At 71.9% G+C, this 16,110-nt stretch carries 11 protein-coding genes and 1 tRNA gene; 9 read left to right on the top strand and 3 right to left on the bottom strand.

Annotated elements, in window-relative coordinates; genetic code table 11:
* Both BCD49_RS15380 and fxsT read left to right on the top strand, forming a co-directional pair.
* Positions 1 to 1,143 (top strand): AAA family ATPase, encoded by a 1,143-nt coding sequence (locus BCD49_RS15380; protein WP_071041608.1) that lies wholly within the window; start codon positions 1 to 3, stop codon positions 1,141 to 1,143.
* Positions 1,140 to 5,696, top strand: coding sequence for an FxSxx-COOH system tetratricopeptide repeat protein (fxsT, locus tag BCD49_RS15375; protein WP_083401471.1), 4,557 nt, complete (start codon positions 1,140 to 1,142; stop codon positions 5,694 to 5,696). The genes BCD49_RS15380 and fxsT overlap by 4 nt, the downstream gene beginning before the upstream one ends.
* Positions 5,697 to 5,772: 76 nt before the next feature.
* Here the strand turns inward: fxsT and BCD49_RS15370 are convergent, their stop codons facing one another.
* Positions 5,773 to 7,620: an HEXXH motif domain-containing protein gene (locus BCD49_RS15370; protein ID WP_007516490.1), complete on the bottom strand. Its 1,848-nt coding sequence runs from the start codon at positions 7,618 to 7,620 to the stop codon at positions 5,773 to 5,775.
* 74 nt (positions 7,621 to 7,694) lie between these two features.
* Entirely contained in the window at positions 7,695 to 7,868 is a 174-nt protein-coding gene (locus BCD49_RS44105; RefSeq protein WP_007516489.1) for a hypothetical protein, read from the bottom strand.
* Positions 7,869 to 8,289: 421 nt separating this feature from the next.
* Between BCD49_RS44105 and BCD49_RS15365 the strand changes: the two genes are divergently transcribed.
* The 7 genes from BCD49_RS15365 (at position 8,290) to der (ending at position 15,572) form a co-directional block, all read left to right on the top strand.
* Complete coding sequence (locus BCD49_RS15365) at positions 8,290 to 9,264, top strand: segregation and condensation protein A (RefSeq protein WP_007516488.1); 975 nt, start codon at positions 8,290 to 8,292, stop codon at positions 9,262 to 9,264.
* Positions 9,261 to 10,097: an SMC-Scp complex subunit ScpB gene (gene scpB / locus BCD49_RS42230; protein ID WP_007516487.1), complete on the top strand. Its 837-nt coding sequence runs from the start codon at positions 9,261 to 9,263 to the stop codon at positions 10,095 to 10,097. Before BCD49_RS15365 ends, scpB begins: the two co-directional genes overlap by 4 nt.
* Before the next feature lie 109 nt (positions 10,098 to 10,206).
* Positions 10,207 to 10,980 carry a pseudouridine synthase gene (locus BCD49_RS15355; RefSeq protein ID WP_007516486.1) on the top strand — a complete coding sequence of 258 codons (774 nt, stop codon included), beginning with the start codon at positions 10,207 to 10,209 and terminating at the stop codon, positions 10,978 to 10,980.
* A gap of 38 nt (positions 10,981 to 11,018) precedes the next feature.
* Complete coding sequence (locus tag BCD49_RS15350) at positions 11,019 to 12,170, top strand: prephenate dehydrogenase (RefSeq protein ID WP_007516485.1); 1,152 nt, start codon at positions 11,019 to 11,021, stop codon at positions 12,168 to 12,170.
* A gap of 235 nt (positions 12,171 to 12,405) precedes the next feature.
* On the top strand, positions 12,406 to 13,188 hold the full coding sequence (gene cmk, locus BCD49_RS15345; protein WP_007516484.1) for a (d)CMP kinase: 783 nt from the start codon (positions 12,406 to 12,408) through the stop codon (positions 13,186 to 13,188).
* On the top strand, positions 13,185 to 14,138 hold the full coding sequence (locus tag BCD49_RS15340; protein WP_007516482.1) for a lysophospholipid acyltransferase family protein: 954 nt from the start codon (positions 13,185 to 13,187) through the stop codon (positions 14,136 to 14,138). The genes cmk and BCD49_RS15340 overlap by 4 nt, the downstream gene beginning before the upstream one ends.
* A gap of 51 nt (positions 14,139 to 14,189) precedes the next feature.
* Positions 14,190 to 15,572 carry a ribosome biogenesis GTPase Der gene (der, locus tag BCD49_RS15335; RefSeq protein WP_007516480.1) on the top strand — a complete coding sequence of 461 codons (1,383 nt, stop codon included), beginning with the start codon at positions 14,190 to 14,192 and terminating at the stop codon, positions 15,570 to 15,572.
* 388 nt (positions 15,573 to 15,960) lie between these two features.
* Here the strand turns inward: der and BCD49_RS15330 are convergent.
* Positions 15,961 to 16,034: transfer RNA gene (locus tag BCD49_RS15330), tRNA-Pro, on the bottom strand.
* Positions 16,035 to 16,110: the final 76 nt, after the last annotated feature.

The raw sequence follows: 16,110 nt of genomic DNA, 5'->3' as shown, positions 1-16,110 counted from the left end.
TTGACCGAGCGACCGACGTCCGTTTCCGGGCAGAACCCACCTCGGTGGTGGTTGTTCCAGGGCACCGGCGAGCCCCTTTCCGCGGCCGAGCGCACACGGCGGTGGCCGAAGCCGCCACCGTGGCGGGCGTTCGGCGGCGGTCCGGATGTGAAGACTCCCCCGGCCGACCCGGTGGAGAGCAGGYGCCGTCTCGGCACGGTCGCCGCTCGTCAGCTAACGGCCGCCCAGCTGTCCGTCATTAATGCGGCGATCTACCTGCGCCGGCCCCTTCTGGTCACCGGCAGGCCGGGTGCGGGGAAGTCCAGTCTGGCCTATCTGATCGCGCTGGAGTTGGGGCTTGGGCCGGTGCTGCGCTGGCCGGTGACCAGCCGCACCACGGTGCGCGCCGGTCTGTACGACTATGACGCCATCGGACGGGCGGAGGCGATCGCGCAGGCCGGCCACGAGCTGGTCTCGCCCAGCGCGGGGCCTCGGGACGGTACCCATCTGGCCAAGGATGCCGTCCCGGCGGTACGCCGCAAACTGCGCCCGTCCGCGGCTGGTCCGGTCGTGCCGCCGCCGGTGGGTCGATTCGTCACCCTGGGGCCAGTCGGGACCTCGCTGCTGCCGAACACGACGCCCCGGGTGTTGCTGGTCGACGAGTTCGACAAGAGCGACTACGATCTTCCGAACGATCTCCTCACCATCTTCGAAGACGGCGAGTTCGACATCCCGGAGCTTGTCCGGGTGCGTGACGCCGAGCCGGAGGCGCAGGTCTACACCGCCGACCGGGGCGAGACCGCCCCCGTTCACGGCGGCATCGTGCGCGCGCGCGAGTTCCCGGTCGTGGTCATCACCAGCAACGACGAGCGGGAGTTTCCGGAGGCGTTCCTGCGGCGCTGCCTGCGGTTGGAATTCGACATTCCGGATACTGAGGCGCTCGCGGATCTGGTCGCGGCTCATTTCCCACGCGGGTCGGAGGCCTACCAGCAGATCATCGACGAGTTCGTCGCCCGTCGCCGGCAGGGCCTGCTCGCGTCGGATCAGTTGCTCAATGCGGCGCACCTGCTCGACGCCGGCGCTCTCGACGGTGACGAGAACCTGCGCAAGGAACTGTTGGCCGCAATCTGGCGGCGCCTCGATCCCGTGGCCGACGCGGAATGACCGGGTTTGATCCGGCCGGCGACCAGCCGCGGCGCTCGGTGGATCCGCGGGAGCTGGCGGATGCCGTGTGGCTCGCGTCCTATCTGGATCCGGTGCCGTCCCGTCGCGCGGCCGCCCGGCCGGTTTCCGACCGGACCCGGCCGGCCAGACCGGGCCCGGTCGGCCGGACGCCCGCCGTGCCGAAGCCGGGCGCGGACCACGTCGCCGATCTTGCCGTCGTGGGAGACGTCCCCGGCGGTTCGGTCGCCCCCGATGGTTCCGGCGGTCCGGGCAGCCGGCGCTCTCCGGACGCCACGGGCGGGTTGGGCGGACTTGCCTGGGCAGTCACGGAACGAGGCCCGGACCCCGGGGAGGTCGGCGCGGACACCGCTGGCACAGCCGCTGACACTCCGGATGCGTCGAGTGGAGCCAGAGGCCGTGCCCACCGTGGTTCCCGTGGCGCCGATGACGATCTGCTCGACGCATGGTCGGCTGGCCGAATCGGCCCGGCGGCCGACCGGGTCAGCCGATCACCGACCGGTGGTCCCGTGCGGAGAGAAACCGTATGGTCGCCTGCGGTTTATCCGGCTCTGACCGAGCTCACCGGGCAGTGGCGCGGTCTGCGCCGGGCACTCGGCGGTCTGCGCCGGATGGTGGCATCGGCGCACGACGCCGAGGTGGACGACGAGGCCACCGCAGAGTGGCTGGCCAGGGGCAGACCCCGGCCGGTGTACCGACCGGTGCCGGAACTGCGCTACGAGCTTGCCCTGGTGGTCGACGACAACTGGACGATGGCGATCTGGCGCGACCAGATCCGCCGTCAGCTGGCGATGCTGGAGCGGCTGGCGGTCTTCCGCGACGTCGGCGTCTACTACCTCGACACGGACGTCGCCGAGGGATCAGCTCTGCGGTTGCGCGGCACCGCCGGGAGCGCAGGCGAGCCTGGTTTCTCCCCGGCTCGTCTGCACGACCCGTCCGGTCGTCGGATCATCTGGTTGCTCACCGACGGCCTGGGAACAGCCTGGCGGCGCGGTGTCGTGGACCCGGTCCTGTGGGCCTGGGCGCGTCGGCAGCCGACGGCCGTGTTGTCGGTGCTCCCTCGCTCGACGTTGCGTCATGGCTGGCTGGAGGTGTGCCAGCTCGAGGAGTATCAGGATCTTCCCCGGTCTACCGCCGAGGCGGTGCCGCTGCTGGACGCCGATCCCGGATCGATCCGGCGCTGGGCCACCCGGCTGACGGATACGTACCGGGGCGATCCGGAACGGGACGACCTGCCTGTCGTAGTCGTCGGTCCGGTGGCTGAGGATCGTGACGACCGCGGCTTCGACGGCTGGGACGGCGAGAACGAGACTCCGGCCACCCGGAACGGGTCACTCGCGCGCCGCCGGGTGGAGCGGTTTCGCGCGACGGCCAGCCCGGCGGCCTTCGACCTCGCCACGCACTTGGCCGCCACGCCCATCACCCGGTCGATGCTCGGACTGCTGCTGCGCCGAGCGGGACAGTCCCATCGCTCGGCGCTGGCGACGCTGGCCGAGCTGTTCGCGCACGGGCTACTTCGGCCCGTCGAGGGTCTCGGCGGCGACGAGTGGGTCGTCGCCTATGATTTCCTTCCCGGCCTGCGGGAGAGCCTGCTGTCGTTCCTGCGCCGGTCGGACACGATGCTGGTGATGCGTGCCGTCGGGGAACATCTGGGCGCACGGGTGCCGGCGGTGCGTCACCTGGACGCGGCTCTGGACAATCCCGAGGATGCGCCGTTGCCGGATGTGGTCGCCGAGACGGAGCATTTCCTTGCCGTCGAGGCGGCCGCGCTCGGCGCCCTGTCGGGGACCTATCTGCCGCGCCACCGTCGTCTGCGGCTGGCGCTGCTGCGGTATGCCCACGCCGACGGTGCGGGCATCAAGACATCAGGCTCCAGACCACATACCCTGTCCCAGGTGAGCCCCGATGAGGCGTCCGCGCCGCCGCGTCCGCGTACAGGTGCCGCCGAGGACACCCCGGTCTCTGTCACGAGACCTGCCCCCACCATAGGAGAATCCTTGACCTCGACCACCCACGCGCCCTCGCAGGTTGAACGGCGGACGCCTCGTAGGCCCATTATCTGGGGAAATGTCCCGCCGCGCAACCTGCATTTTACGGGTCGGGTCGAGCTGCTGGAGAACCTGCGGGCGCGGATGGCGGAGGGCACGACGGCGGTGCTTCCGGAGGCCCTGCACGGAATGGGCGGGGTCGGCAAGTCCCACMTGGCTCTCGAATACGTACACAAGCACGGCCGAGAGTACGACCTGGTCTGGTGGATAGCCGCGGAGCACGCCGCCCAGATCGGTGCGTCGTTCGTGGATCTCGCCCAGCGGCTGAACCTGCCGGTGAGCAACGAACAGAACACCGCGGTGCCCGCCGTGCTCGACGCGTTGCGGCTTGGGAAGCCGCACGAACGGTGGCTGCTTATTTTCGACAACGCGGAGGACCCGCGCGTCGTGCAGTCCTTCTTCCCGGAGAGCGAGACCGGACGGATCCTGGTCACCTCCCGCAACCCGAACTGGGACGAGGCGGCACGCCCGCTGCGGGTCGACGTGTTCGACCGCGCCGAGAGCGTCGAGCTGTTGCGCAAGCGCATTCGCGAGCTGACCGACGAGGACGCGGACAAGCTGGCCGCCGCGCTCGGCGACCTGCCGCTGGCCGTCGCGCAGGCCGCGTCCTGGCTGGCCGAGACCGGGATGCCCGCGCAGGAGTACCTCCGGCTGTTCGAGGAAAAGCGCGCCGAGCTGCTCAGCACCTCGCCGCCGGCCGGGTACGACCTGCCGGTCCAGGTGGCCTGGGACGTGTCCCTCGACCGGCTCGCCGAGACCAATCCTTCGGCGATGAGGCTGCTGCAGGTGTGGTCCTTCTTCGCCCCGGAGCAGATACCMCGGCAGATCTTCCGKGGCGGCCGTGCCGTGACGACCGTGCCCGACCTGGACGCCGCGCTGCGCGATCCCATCAGGCTGAACGAAGCCATCCGCCAGATCAACAAGTACGCGCTTGCGCTGCTTGATCCGCAGCGGAACACCATCCAGATGCATCGCCTGGTTCAGCGCGTCGTGCAGAGCAGGATGACGTCCGACGAGCAGGCGATGATGCGTCGCGCGGCGCACCTGCTGTTGGCCGTGAACGACCCCGGCGAGCCGGGCGACCCGCGGAGTTGGCGGGACTACGCCGAGTTGTATCCGCACCTCATTGCCAGCAACGCGGCCGAAAGCACCGATCCATGGACGCACGACCTGCTCATCAACGAGGTCATTTACCTCTACAAGTGGGGTGACCACGAGCGCAGCCTGGAACTCGCCCAGAAGGTTCATGACACCTGGGTGACCACGCTGGGCGAGAAGGCGCCGGAGACCTTGCGCCTCGCCGGCTGGCTCGGCTGGATGTACTTCGTTCTCGGGCACTACGAGGACGCCGCACGCACCAACACACGCCAACTGGCGCTCTGCACCGAGGTGCACGGCAACGACCATGTCGAGACTCTGCTCGTGATGGGAAACGGCGTCGTCGACCGGTTGGTGTCCGGTGACTTCGGCGACGCGCTTCGGCTGGCTGAGGACCGGATGGCCCGCGCGATGCGGGCATACGGTGAAGACAATGAGGAAACCCTGAAAGCGGCGCACGACAGGGGCGTCGCACTGCGGTACGTCGGGAGGCCGGAGGAGGCGCGGCGACTCGACCAGGTCACCTGGGATCGCCGCGTCCGGCTGCTCGGCGAATATCATCTCGACACGCTGCTTACGCTGTCGTCCCTCGCGGTAAACGAGCGTGAGCTGGGGAACTACCTCGGGGCGTTGCACCGTCACGAGGAGCACGTAGATCTGCTCATCCAGGCCGTCGAGGGCCGACAGGATCACTACCAGGTGCTGCTGGCACAGGCCCTGCTGGCGGTGGCGCGCCGCAAGGCCGGCCGTCATAGTGAAGCGCTCGAGCTCGCCGAAGATGTCCAGTTCCGTCTGAACCGTCGCTATGGCAAGGACCATCCGCGCACGATCGCCGCCTCGCTCGCCCTGTCGGTGGACCTTCGCCATGCAGGCGAACTGGCCGCGGCGCAGGAAATGTGCGAGGCCGCGCACCGCCGCTACGAGCGTGCTTTCGGTGAGGCTCACCCGTTCACGAGCGCGGCGACGCTCGGCCTCGCGATCATCTTCCGGCTTTCGGGCCGGCCCGAAAAGGCCCATGAGCTCGACGTCGCCGCACTCGCCGCGCTCGAGGCCCGGCTGGGACCCGACCATCCCTACACGCTGACAGCGGCCACCAACCTGGCCAGCGACCTGTTCGCGCTGGGCGATTTCACGCAGGCGCAGGTGAAGGACGTCGACACGTTCGAGCGCTCGCGCCGGGTGCTGGGTGACGAGCATCCGGCGACGCTGGTGCTCGGGGCGAACCTGRCCATGGACCTGCGCGCGGTGGGCCGATCCGAGGAGGGCGAGGACCTGGCCGGGCGCACGGTTCTCGCGCTGGGCCGGGCGCTGGGCACCGATCATCCCGCGACCCGGGGCGCCGCGAGCGCAATACGTAGCGACTGCGACATCGAGCCGCTGCCTTTGTAGGGCCAGAGGCGCGACTCGATTCCACGAGAGTCGCGCCTGGTCTCCGTGCGCGGTCGGCGCACGAAGCTCGACTTGATCAGGACAACTGTCGGCCGATCCACGCTGCGAGAGCCACCGGCGGGGGGGCCGGGGCGCCATCGGTGGCGATGACTCTTGCCACCGCGGCCACCACCTCCGGCCGCTCCCGCAGTGCTTGCGCGCCGGCAGCCGCGTCCTCATCGCCTCGCACAGAGCCCAGCACCCGCGCCAAACCGGTCCAGGCGCCGGCCCGGGGGCGCCGGTGGGCGAGCTCGGCCAGGTAGGCGGCGTGGGCCTGGCCGCGCCAGCCGGCGAGCAGCGCGAGGTCGGCCGCGGCGGCGCCGGGCACGCCTGGGGGTTTCCGCGCGGCCAACGAGCGCAACCGCTCGCGGTCGGTCAGCCAGATCCGCGTGGCCGCGGCGAGGCCATCGAGATCACGCGCCGTCGGATCGGGCGTAGTCGCCTGCGGCGCGTACCACGTGCCGCGGCTCGCCGCGTATGGTCGCAGCGGTGCTGGAACTCCCGCCCTCCAGGCGTCGGCCAGCTCCGCGACGAGCTCGCCCGGCGGAAGCAGGTGGTGGATCCGCCAGCGGTCGTGGTGGTCGCGCGCGGCTGCGACGGCAAGCTTTTCCAGGTCGTGGGGAACGGGCTCATGCAGCCAGCCGGCCACCGTTGCCGCCACGCCGTCGAAGAATCGCGCGCCAAACGACGCGATCCGGCCGTCCGCGCGCAGCCGGCGAAGCGCCGAGTGGACCCGGCGCCGGCACAGCGCGAATTCGAAGTACGCCCTGGCTGCCTGCACCCCCGTTTCCTGGTGGGCCCGCCGGCGCCAGAATCCAGCGACACCGTAGAAGGCGAAGGTGCCCTGGGCGAGGCTGACCAGTGGCCGCGGATCGTCCCGCCAGGGCGCGTAGAACACCTGGTCGTCGAGGGAGTCCGCGTCCGCGTCGACCAGGTCCGCCAGGTGCATGAGGACGCCGAGCTGGGCGTGGTGGAACTCGTGCACCAGCGTGGCGGCGAGCGCCTCGGCATCGTCCGGCTCGGATACCACCACGGCACCGAACGCGTCGCCCGAGGACGCGCTGAACGACCGGAACTGTCCCTCCCCGGGGAGCGGAACGATCGTCATGGTCGCTGCCGCCAACGCGCTCGCCTGAGCTGGGTCGGTCGCGCGCAGCAGCTCCCACGCCTCGTCGAGCAGCGACTCCCAGCGTCCCAGCGTCCTGCGCGGCGTGGGCGCCGGGCGGGCACGAACGCCGGCCAACATGCGATGCGGACTGGAGTCGTCGAGATCGATCAACAGTCTGTCCGTCGGCGGACCGAGCCGCAGCCACGACGTCGACCGCCAGGTCGCTCCGCCCGAGTCGTTCGGCGGTGCCTTCCGACCAGTGGTGGGGCCGGCGCGCCACCGCGGTGCGGCGACCCAGAACGCCCCGTTCTCGGTTCCGACCACCACCGGTTCCCACACATCGCGATAGGGACCGCGGGCGCAGCCGAGCGTCGGCAGCGGCACGTGCCCCAACCAGGCGGGAACCGCCAGCCGCGCGTGAATACCCGCCCGCACGGCCGCCGCGGCGGCGATCGCGTGGAGATACCCAACGTCGGCCCACAACGGGGCATCGGCGGGGAACCCGAGTCGCAACCGGCGCAGCACATACGCGGCCCAGGCGCCGACCTGAGGGCGCTCGATGACGAAGGCGACCTGGTCCGAATCCGCCTGTTCCGCCGCTGTCAGGACATCCCAGGCCTCATCGACGCCGAGCAGTGGGCCGGCCGCCGTCTCGCCGTTGGCCCGCGCCTCGTCCAGCGCGGCGCGCAGCAGGACGGCCCGGTGGTTGCGCTCGGCAGCCCGCAGCAGCGCGCCGGATACCGCGTCCGGCCGGCCCGCCGCAATCTGGTCGACCATCGCCCAGGGCACCTGAAGCCCTACGACGGCACGCCCCTGAGAGAGTGGCGGGGCTGGCGACGGTTCGACCATCGTCAGTCGAGCCGCCGGCTTGCCGTGCTCAGCCGGTCGTCCGTTGTCCTGATCCGTCTCGTGATGCGGGTGAGCCCGGCACGCAAGGCCTCGTCGTCGTACTCGCGAAGCTCGGTCAACGACAGCTGCGTGAGGTCAGGGATGTCTGACGTGACGACGTCGTCCACCACAGCCACAGCCGGCTCCTTTCGCAGGCCTTGGCCCGAGATGTGGGCGCCGCCGCTCTCTCGACGTGAGCCTGATGACAGGCAGTACTGATGGAACGGGCGGCTGTGTCACGAAGTGTCGCACATCGTGTCGCTAGGTGAGATGAAATGTCGCGGCAGAGTCGCGGTTAAACGCGCATGGATGGGACTCGGGAGATCTACGGTCATGTGCGTTGAACCGGTGCGTCGACGCATTGCGATGGATCGCCCACAGCGTTGTCGGAACGTCCCACCAGGTCCGCCGAGGTCCTTGGCCGGTCGGGCGTGTCGACGGATGGCGGGTGATCGGCGGTAGCGTGGCGCTGTGACGTCCGGCCGCGCACCCATCTCCGCGGGTGCCGTGCTGCGTGCTGTACCTGACGACGCTGGCCGAGGCGATGAGGCCGGCGAGATGGCCAGCACCGTGCCACCCGGCGACGGAATCTCAGAGCAGGACGCGCCGGCCACCGCTGGCGGGGCGTCTGGTCGTGCCCCGGACGGGCTGCTCACCGGTCGCAGTGGCCGCTCCGACGCGTTCGTCGTCGAGCTGGAGAACTTCAGCGGCCCGTTCGACCTGCTGCTCTCGCTCATCGCCAAGCACAAGATGGACGTCACCGAGGTGGCGCTGGCTCAGGTCACCGACGAGTTCGTGGCGCACATCCGCCGGCTCGGCGACCGGTTCGACCTCGGGCAGGCCACCGAGTTCCTGGTGATCGCCGCGACCCTGCTGGACCTGAAGGCGTCCCGGCTGCTGCCTTCGTCGGGCAGTGAGACAGACGACGAGGATCTGGCCCTGCTCGAGGCACGTGACCTGCTGTTCGCCCGCCTGCTCCAGTACAAGGCCTACAAGGAGGCCGCGGCGATCTTCCAGACGTTGATGACGCTGGAGGCGCGGTACACCCCGCGGGCGGTGCAGCTGGAGCAGCGCTACGCCGCGGCGCTGCCCGAGGTACAGATCACCATCGGCCCGTCGGAGCTGGCGGCGCTGGCGGCGAAGCTGCGGGAGCCGGTGCTGCCGCCGCTGGTCGCCACCGACCACGTGCACGCCCCACGGGTGAGCGTCCGCGAGCACATGCTGGTCGTCATCCAGCGGCTGCGGGAGCTGGGCGTCGCGTCGTTCCGGACGCTGTGTGTCGGCTGCCAGGAGACGATCGAGGTCGTCGCCCGGTTCCTGGCGCTGCTGGAGCTGTTCCGGGAGGGTCGGATCTCCTTCGAGCAGGACACGCCGCTCGGAGAACTGCTGGTGCGCTGGTCCGAGCAGCAGCCGGAAAATCCAGATGTGGGCGGCGGTCTGGCCCCGGTCGCGGAGCTGGTCGCCCGTAGCAGCTTCGACGAGGACGAGGACAACGCGGACGAGGATCGCGTGGACGACGAGGAGGGACGTTGACCGAGGGCACCGGCGAGACCGAGGACGGCATCCCTCGGCCGCGGATCACTTCTGAGGAGCTCCCCGAGCCGTCAGCCGACGTAGCAGGCACCGGCAGCGGCGTCGGCACTGCCGAGCCCGCCGGCACCGCCGATGCGCCGGACGGTGTCGAGGAGGTGACGGCCGACACGCCGGCCGCGGTCGACCCGCCGGTCTCCGGCTCGGTGGAGGCGGCAGGCGAGGCTCCGGCTACGGACGTCACGGACGTCACGGACGCGGCGGGCATCGCGGACGACCTCGACGCGGCTGGCCGACCGCCGCTGCGGATGCTCGTCGAGGCGGTCCTGATGGTCGCTGAGAAGCCGGTCGGTGTAGCCGAGCTCGCGACCGGCCTGGCGGCGCCTGCGCTGGACGTCGAGCAGGTGCTCGCCGAGCTCGCCGGCGAGTACCGCCGCGACGGGAGGGGCTTCGACCTGCGCCACGTCGGCGGCGGCTGGCGCTTCTACACGGCGGAGGACTGCGCGCCGTGGGTGGAGAAGTTCGTGCTCGCGGGGCAGATGTCACGGCTGTCGCAGGCCGCGCTCGAGACCCTCGCGGTCGTCGCCTACCAGCAGCCCGTCAGTCGCGGCCGGATCTCGGCGGTGCGCGGCGTCTCCGCCGACGGCGTGATCCGGACGCTCACCGCTCGGGGGCTGGTCGAGGAGGCCACCACCGACCCGGAGACCGGCGCGATCCTCTACCGGACGACCGACTACTTCCTGGAGCGGATGGGCCTGCGCTCGCTGGACGAGCTCCCGCCGCTGGCCCCGCTGCTGCCCGGCATCGACGACCTCGAGGACATCATCGCCCCCTGACATCCATCACCCCATCGGTGGGCGGGGCGCCAGCTATGGGGAACGCCGTGATGAACTGGAAGGGGTGACCCGCGGGCGACGAGGCCGGCGGGCGCGGTGAAGGACTGTGGTGGAAGTGGAAGCGGTGGCGACGGTGGTCGAGACGGACAAGCCCGAGGGGATCCGGCTGCAGAAGGTGCTGGCGGCGGCCGGGGTCGGCTCGCGCCGGCACAACGAGGAGCTGATCGACGCCGGCCGGGTCCGCGTCGACGGGAAGGTCGTCCGTGAGCAGGGCCGCCGCGTCGACCCGGAGACGGCGGTCATCGAGGTCGACGGCCAGCGGGTCGTCACCAGGACCGGGCTGATCCATCTGGCGTTGAACAAGCCGCGCGGCGTGCTGTCGACCATGTCCGACGACCAGGGGCGCCCGACGGTCGCCGACCTGCTGACCGAGTTCGGGTCACAGGCCGGCCTGTTCCACGTGGGCCGGCTCGACGCCGAGAGTGAGGGCCTGCTGCTGGTCACCAACAACGGCGACCTGGCGCACCGGCTCACCCATCCGTCCTACGGCGTGCCCAAGACCTACCAGGTCGAGGTGAACGGCCCCCTCCGCAAGGAGACGCTGCGCTGGCTGCGGATGGGCGTGCAGCTCTCCGACGGGCCGGTGCGGGCGGACAACGTGCGCGTCATCGACCAGGCCGGTTCCCGGGTGCTCATCGAGCTGGTGCTGCACGAGGGCCGCAACCGGGTCGTGCGCAGGTTGATGGACGAGGTCGGCCATCCGGTGCAACGCCTGCTGCGTACCGAGTTCGGCGTGGTCCATCTCGGCAACCTGCGCTCGGGCCGTGCCCGTCACCTCACCCGCTTCGAGGTCGGCGCCCTGCACAGCGCCGTCGGCCTGTAGCGGTGACCGGTGGTCCCGCTGTGCCCGCCGAGCCAGCTGTGCCCGGCGAGCCGGTCGCCGGCCGGGCGACGGCGGCGAAGCCACGCGCGACCGGCGTCGCCGCGGCGGAGCTGCCGCGCCGCGTCGGCATCGTCGGGTCCGGCCTGATCGGCGCCAGCATCGGGCTCGCGCTGCGCCGTGTCGGCGTGGAGGTGCTGCTGCGGGACACCGACCCCGAACAGGTCAAGCTCGCGGACGCGATGGGCGCGGGCACTCTCTGGCAGGGCGAGCACGTCGACCACGCCGTCATCGCGGTGCCGCCGCACGCGATAGCTCCCGAGCTGCGCGCCGTCCAGCAGGCCGGCCTCGCCGTCACCCTCAGCGACGTCGCGAGTGTCAAGAGCCGGCCGATCGCGGAGGCGGTCGTCGCCGGCGTGGACCTGACGACGTGGTGCCCGGCGCACCCGATCGCCGGCCGGGAGCGAGGCGGCGCCGCCTCCGCGCAGGCGGACCTGTTCGCCGAGCGGACCTGGGTGCTCTGCCCGATCCCGCACACCTCGGCGGCGGCCGTCGCCGCGACGGAGGCGCTCGCCCGGGCCTGCGGCGCGCTGCCGGTGCGTGCCACCCCGGACCGGCACGACGAGGCGATGGCCACGCTGTCCCACCTGCCGCAGGTGGTCGCGAGCCTGCTCGCCGCCGCCACCCCGCGGCTGGCGCCCGGCGAGATGGCGCTGGCCGGTCAGGGGTTCCGGGACACGACCCGGCTCGCCGAGTCGGACCCGGCGCTGTGGTCGTCGATCCTGGAGGGCAACCGCGGGCCGGTCTCGGCGCACGCCCGCCGGCTCGCCGCCGAGCTCGGCGCGCTGGCCGACGCCCTCGACCACGCCTCCGAGGCCAGTGTGACCAAGGTCGTGACCGACATCATGGAACGCGGCCGGACCGGGCGGGCGCAGCTGCCGAGCAAGGCGGGCGGGCGCGCGGGGCGGCCGTGGGGCTGGGTCGGCGTCGTGCTCGACGACCGGCCGGGGCAGCTGGCCGCGTTGCTCACCGCGGTCGGCGGCTGGGGGGTCAACCTCGAGGACGTCGCCCCGTTCGAGCACAGCCTCGAGGCGCCCGCCGGCGTCGTCGAGCTCGCGGTCGCGCCCGACGAGGCTGGCGAGCTGGTCGACCGCCTCACCGCGGCCGGCTGGGCGGCCTATCGCCGCTCCTGAGCCAGCCCGGCCCGGTGAACCCCCGACCCGCGAACCCCCGGCTCCTGGGCCTTCTCCGGGAGGCGTGGCGGCGGCGTGGGTCTTGTCACCGGCACGCCGCCTCGGGACGTGCCGCCGGTCATGATCCGGCCAGGCCGAGTAGCCTGATCCCGGCCACGGCGAGTATCGGCGGGTAAGGCGGTACCGGCGGGCGTGGGCGCAGATGCGCGAGGGACGTCCGGACGGAGGGCACGGGGTGGAGCACGACCACGAATCCGGTTCGCCAGCAGGCGGCAAGGCGGCGGCGGCCGGGCGTGGCCCAGGGTTGGTGATCGCGGTCGACGGCCCCGGCGGCTCGGGGAAGTCCACCGTGGCCAAGGCGGTCGCCCGTCGGCTCGGCCTGCGCTACCTCGACACCGGCGCGATGTACCGGGCGGTGACCCAGCTCGCGCTCGAGCAGCGCGCCGACCTTGAGGACACCGAGGCCGTCGGCCAGCTCGCCGAGCGGGCTACGATCACCCCGGGTACCGACCCCGACGGCCCGACGATCGCGGTCAACCAGGTCCCGGTCGACGCGGAGATCCGCACCCGGGCGGTGACCAACGCCGTCAGCGCCGTCAGCGCGGTCGCGGCGGTGCGCCGCAAGCTCGTCGCCCAGCAGCGGCAGATCATCGCCGACGCGGTCGAGGCCGCCGGCGGCATCGTCGTCGAGGGCCGGGACATCGGCACGGTCGTGGCCACGGACGCGCCGGTGAAGGTGTACCTGACGGCGTCCACCGAGGTGCGGGCGCTGCGCCGTTCGCGTGAGCTGGGGGAGAAGGGCGTCGACGACGTCGCCCGCACGCTCGCCGAACTCGGTCGGCGCGACGCGCTGGACAGCACCCGCACGGTCGACCCCTTGCTGGTCGCCCCGGACGCCATCGTGCTCGACTCGACCGGCATGTCCATCGACCAGGTCGTCGTCGAGGTGCTGCACCGCTGCGACGAGGCGGGCTTCGTCGTGCCCACGGTCGCCGGCACGCCCGGAGCGGCGTCATGAGCACCGACGACGACGGCGTGCCCGCCGATCCGGCGCCCACCTTCGTCACCGAGACCGCGGAGCAGACGGCGCTCCCGGCGGCCGGCACCGAGCCGTCACGCGCCGGCGCCATAGCGCCGGCGAACGTCCCGGCCAGCCAGGTGGCGGTCGCGGTGGAGCCGGTGCCGGCGGTCCTGCCGCCGTCGGCCGGCGAGAGCCGGCTGACGACCGGGAAGGCGCCCGCTCTCGCCACGGCGAAGCCAGCGCATCGGGGCGCCGAGTCGCCGCGGTACAACGACATCCTCCACCGGCTGCTCAAGCCGCCGGTACGCTGGGTACTCAACCACGTGGTGATGCGGATCCGCCTGGAGGGCGTGGCCAACGTCCCGAAGGGTGAGCCGCTGATCCTCGCGGGGAACCACTCGAGCTGGCTCGACGGGCCGCTGGTCGTCATCGAGTCGCCGCGCACGGTCCGGTGCCTGACGAAGGTCGAGATGTACAAGGGCATCGTCGGCTGGCTGCTGCGCCTCGTCGGGCAGATCCCGATCGACCGTGGCAAGGCGGACCGGGTCGCGCTGCACACGGCGCTCGACGAGCTTGCCCGCGGCAACGTCATTGGGGTCTTCCCCGAGGGCACCCGCGGCAGCGGCGAGATGGCTGCCGTGCAGCACGGCATCGCCTACCTGGCGGTGCACGGCCGCTGCCGGGTGCTGCCGGTGGCCTGCCTCGGCACCAGCGACGCGCTGCCGAAGGGCGCGCGCTGGCCGAAGCGGTCGGCGCGGGTGCGGGTGGTCTTCGGTGAGCCGTTCGCCGTGGAGATCCCGGCGAACCCGCGGTCGCGCAAGGCGCTGGCCGCCGTCGCGGAGGACATCCGGGTGCGGCTGGCCGACCATCTGGCTGCCGCCCGCGCCGGCGCCGGGGAGCAGGAGATCGCCGCCGGGAACACGGAGGCCGGGCAGCCGGCTGAGTAGACGAGGCGGCACGGGACGGACGACGCGGGAACTACAGGAAGCAGTACGACGGTGACGACACAGGACGACCCGAGCCAGGACAGCCCCGCCCCGGGCACCGCTTCCGGGGGGCAGCCGGTGCTCGCCGTCGTCGGCCGGCCCAACGTCGGCAAGTCGACGCTGGTGAACCGCATTCTCGGCCGGCGGGCGGCCGTCGTCGAGGACGTCCCCGGCGTCACCCGCGACCGGGTCGCCTACGACGCGACCTGGTCGGGCCGCCGGTTCACGATCGTCGACACCGGCGGCTGGGAGCCGGACGCGAAGGGTCTGGCGGCCCGGGTCTCGGCCCAGGCGCAGTCCGCGCTCGCGACCGCGGACGCGGTGCTGTTCGTGGTCGACGCCGTCGTGGGCGCGACCGACGCGGACGAGGCCGTCGCCCGCGTGCTGCAGCGTTCCGGGCATCCGGTGGTGCTCGCCGCGAACAAGGTCGACGACCAGCGGCTGGAGTCCGACACCGCTGCCCTGTGGAGCCTGGGGCTGGGGGAGCCGTATCCCGTGTCGGCGCTGCACGGCCGGGGCAGCGGCGACCTGCTCGACGCTGTGCTCGTCGCCCTGCCCGAGGCGCCGCCGGAGCGGTTCGAGGAGGAGGACGGCCCGCGCCGGGTGGCGCTCGTCGGCCGGCCCAACGTCGGCAAGTCCAGCCTGCTCAACAGGCTCGCCGGCGAGGAGCGCTCGCTGGTGCACGATGTCGCCGGCACCACCCGGGATCCGGTGGACGAGGTCGTGAGCGTCGCCGGGCAGCCGTGGCTGTTCATCGACACGGCCGGCCTGCGCCGCCGGGTCGGCCACGCCAGTGGCGCCGAGTACTACTCGTCGCTGCGCACCGCCGCCGCGATCGAGGCCGCCGAGGTCGCGATCGTCCTGCTCGCCGCGGACGAGCCGCTGACCGAGCAGGACCAGCGGGTCGTCCAGATGGTCGTCGACGCCGGCCGGGCCGTCGTGCTCGCCTTCAACAAGTGGGACCTGATCGACGAGGACCGCCGGCTCACCCTCGAGAAGGAGATCACCCGCGACCTGGCCCGGGTTTCCTGGGCGCCCCGGGTGAACATCTCCGCGCGCACCGGCCGGGCGACTGACAGGCTCGCTCCCGCGCTGCGCACCTCGCTGGAGAGCTGGGGCACCCGCATCCCGACTGGCCGGCTCAACGCGTGGCTCGGTGAGGTCGTCGCCGCCACCCCGCCGCCCCCCCGCGGCGGCCGGATCCCCAAGATTCTCTTCGCCACCCAGGCCGGCGTGCGCCCCCCGCGCTTCGTCGTCTTCTCCACCGCCTTCCTGGAGCCCGGCTACCGCCGCTTCCTGGAGCGCCGCCTCCGCGAGGACTTCGGTTTCGTCGGCTCCCCGGTAGAGGTCTCCGTCCGAGTCCGCGAACGCGGCGACCGCAACCGCGACCGCTGACCCCAGCCGGAGCTCCGCCCCCAGTCACCACGCCGTGGGAAGCCACTGATTTCCAACAGAAACGGCAAGGGCCGCTGGTCGGCCGACCAGCGGCCCTACCCATGTTGTCGGCTCATGGGCGGGAGTCCCGGCCCGACGCTGGGGCTCAGCGGCTCGCCCCGGATCACCATCGCGCCTTCCGGGAAGCGAGCCCGAAGGGCAGCGACCGCCCCAACCACGCAAAACAGTGAGGGCCGCTGGTCCACAGACCAACGGCCCTGCACATCTCATCCGACCCCAAAGGTGGGGGCGCAAGCCCCGACATCGGGGCCCGGGGGTCACCCCCCGGAGCAACATCGCGGCCTACGGGAAGCTGCTCGAAGAGCAGCGAACAGCGTTCCCCAGCCCGTCGGGACGACAGGATTTGAACCTGCGACCCCTAGACCCCCAGTCTAGTGCGCTACCAAACTGCGCCACGTCCCGAGTGCACCGCCGCCGGCCCGGAAACCGTTCCGGCGACGAGGAACACCTTACCTGATCTGCGGGCTCTGTGGTTCAC

Source organism: Pseudofrankia sp. EUN1h (assembly GCF_001854645.1).
GTDB classification, from domain to species: domain Bacteria; phylum Actinomycetota; class Actinomycetes; order Frankiales; family Frankiaceae; genus Pseudofrankia; species Pseudofrankia saprophytica.
Note: the sequence above shows the minus strand (reverse complement) of the source record. Positions and strands in the feature narration are given on the sequence as shown.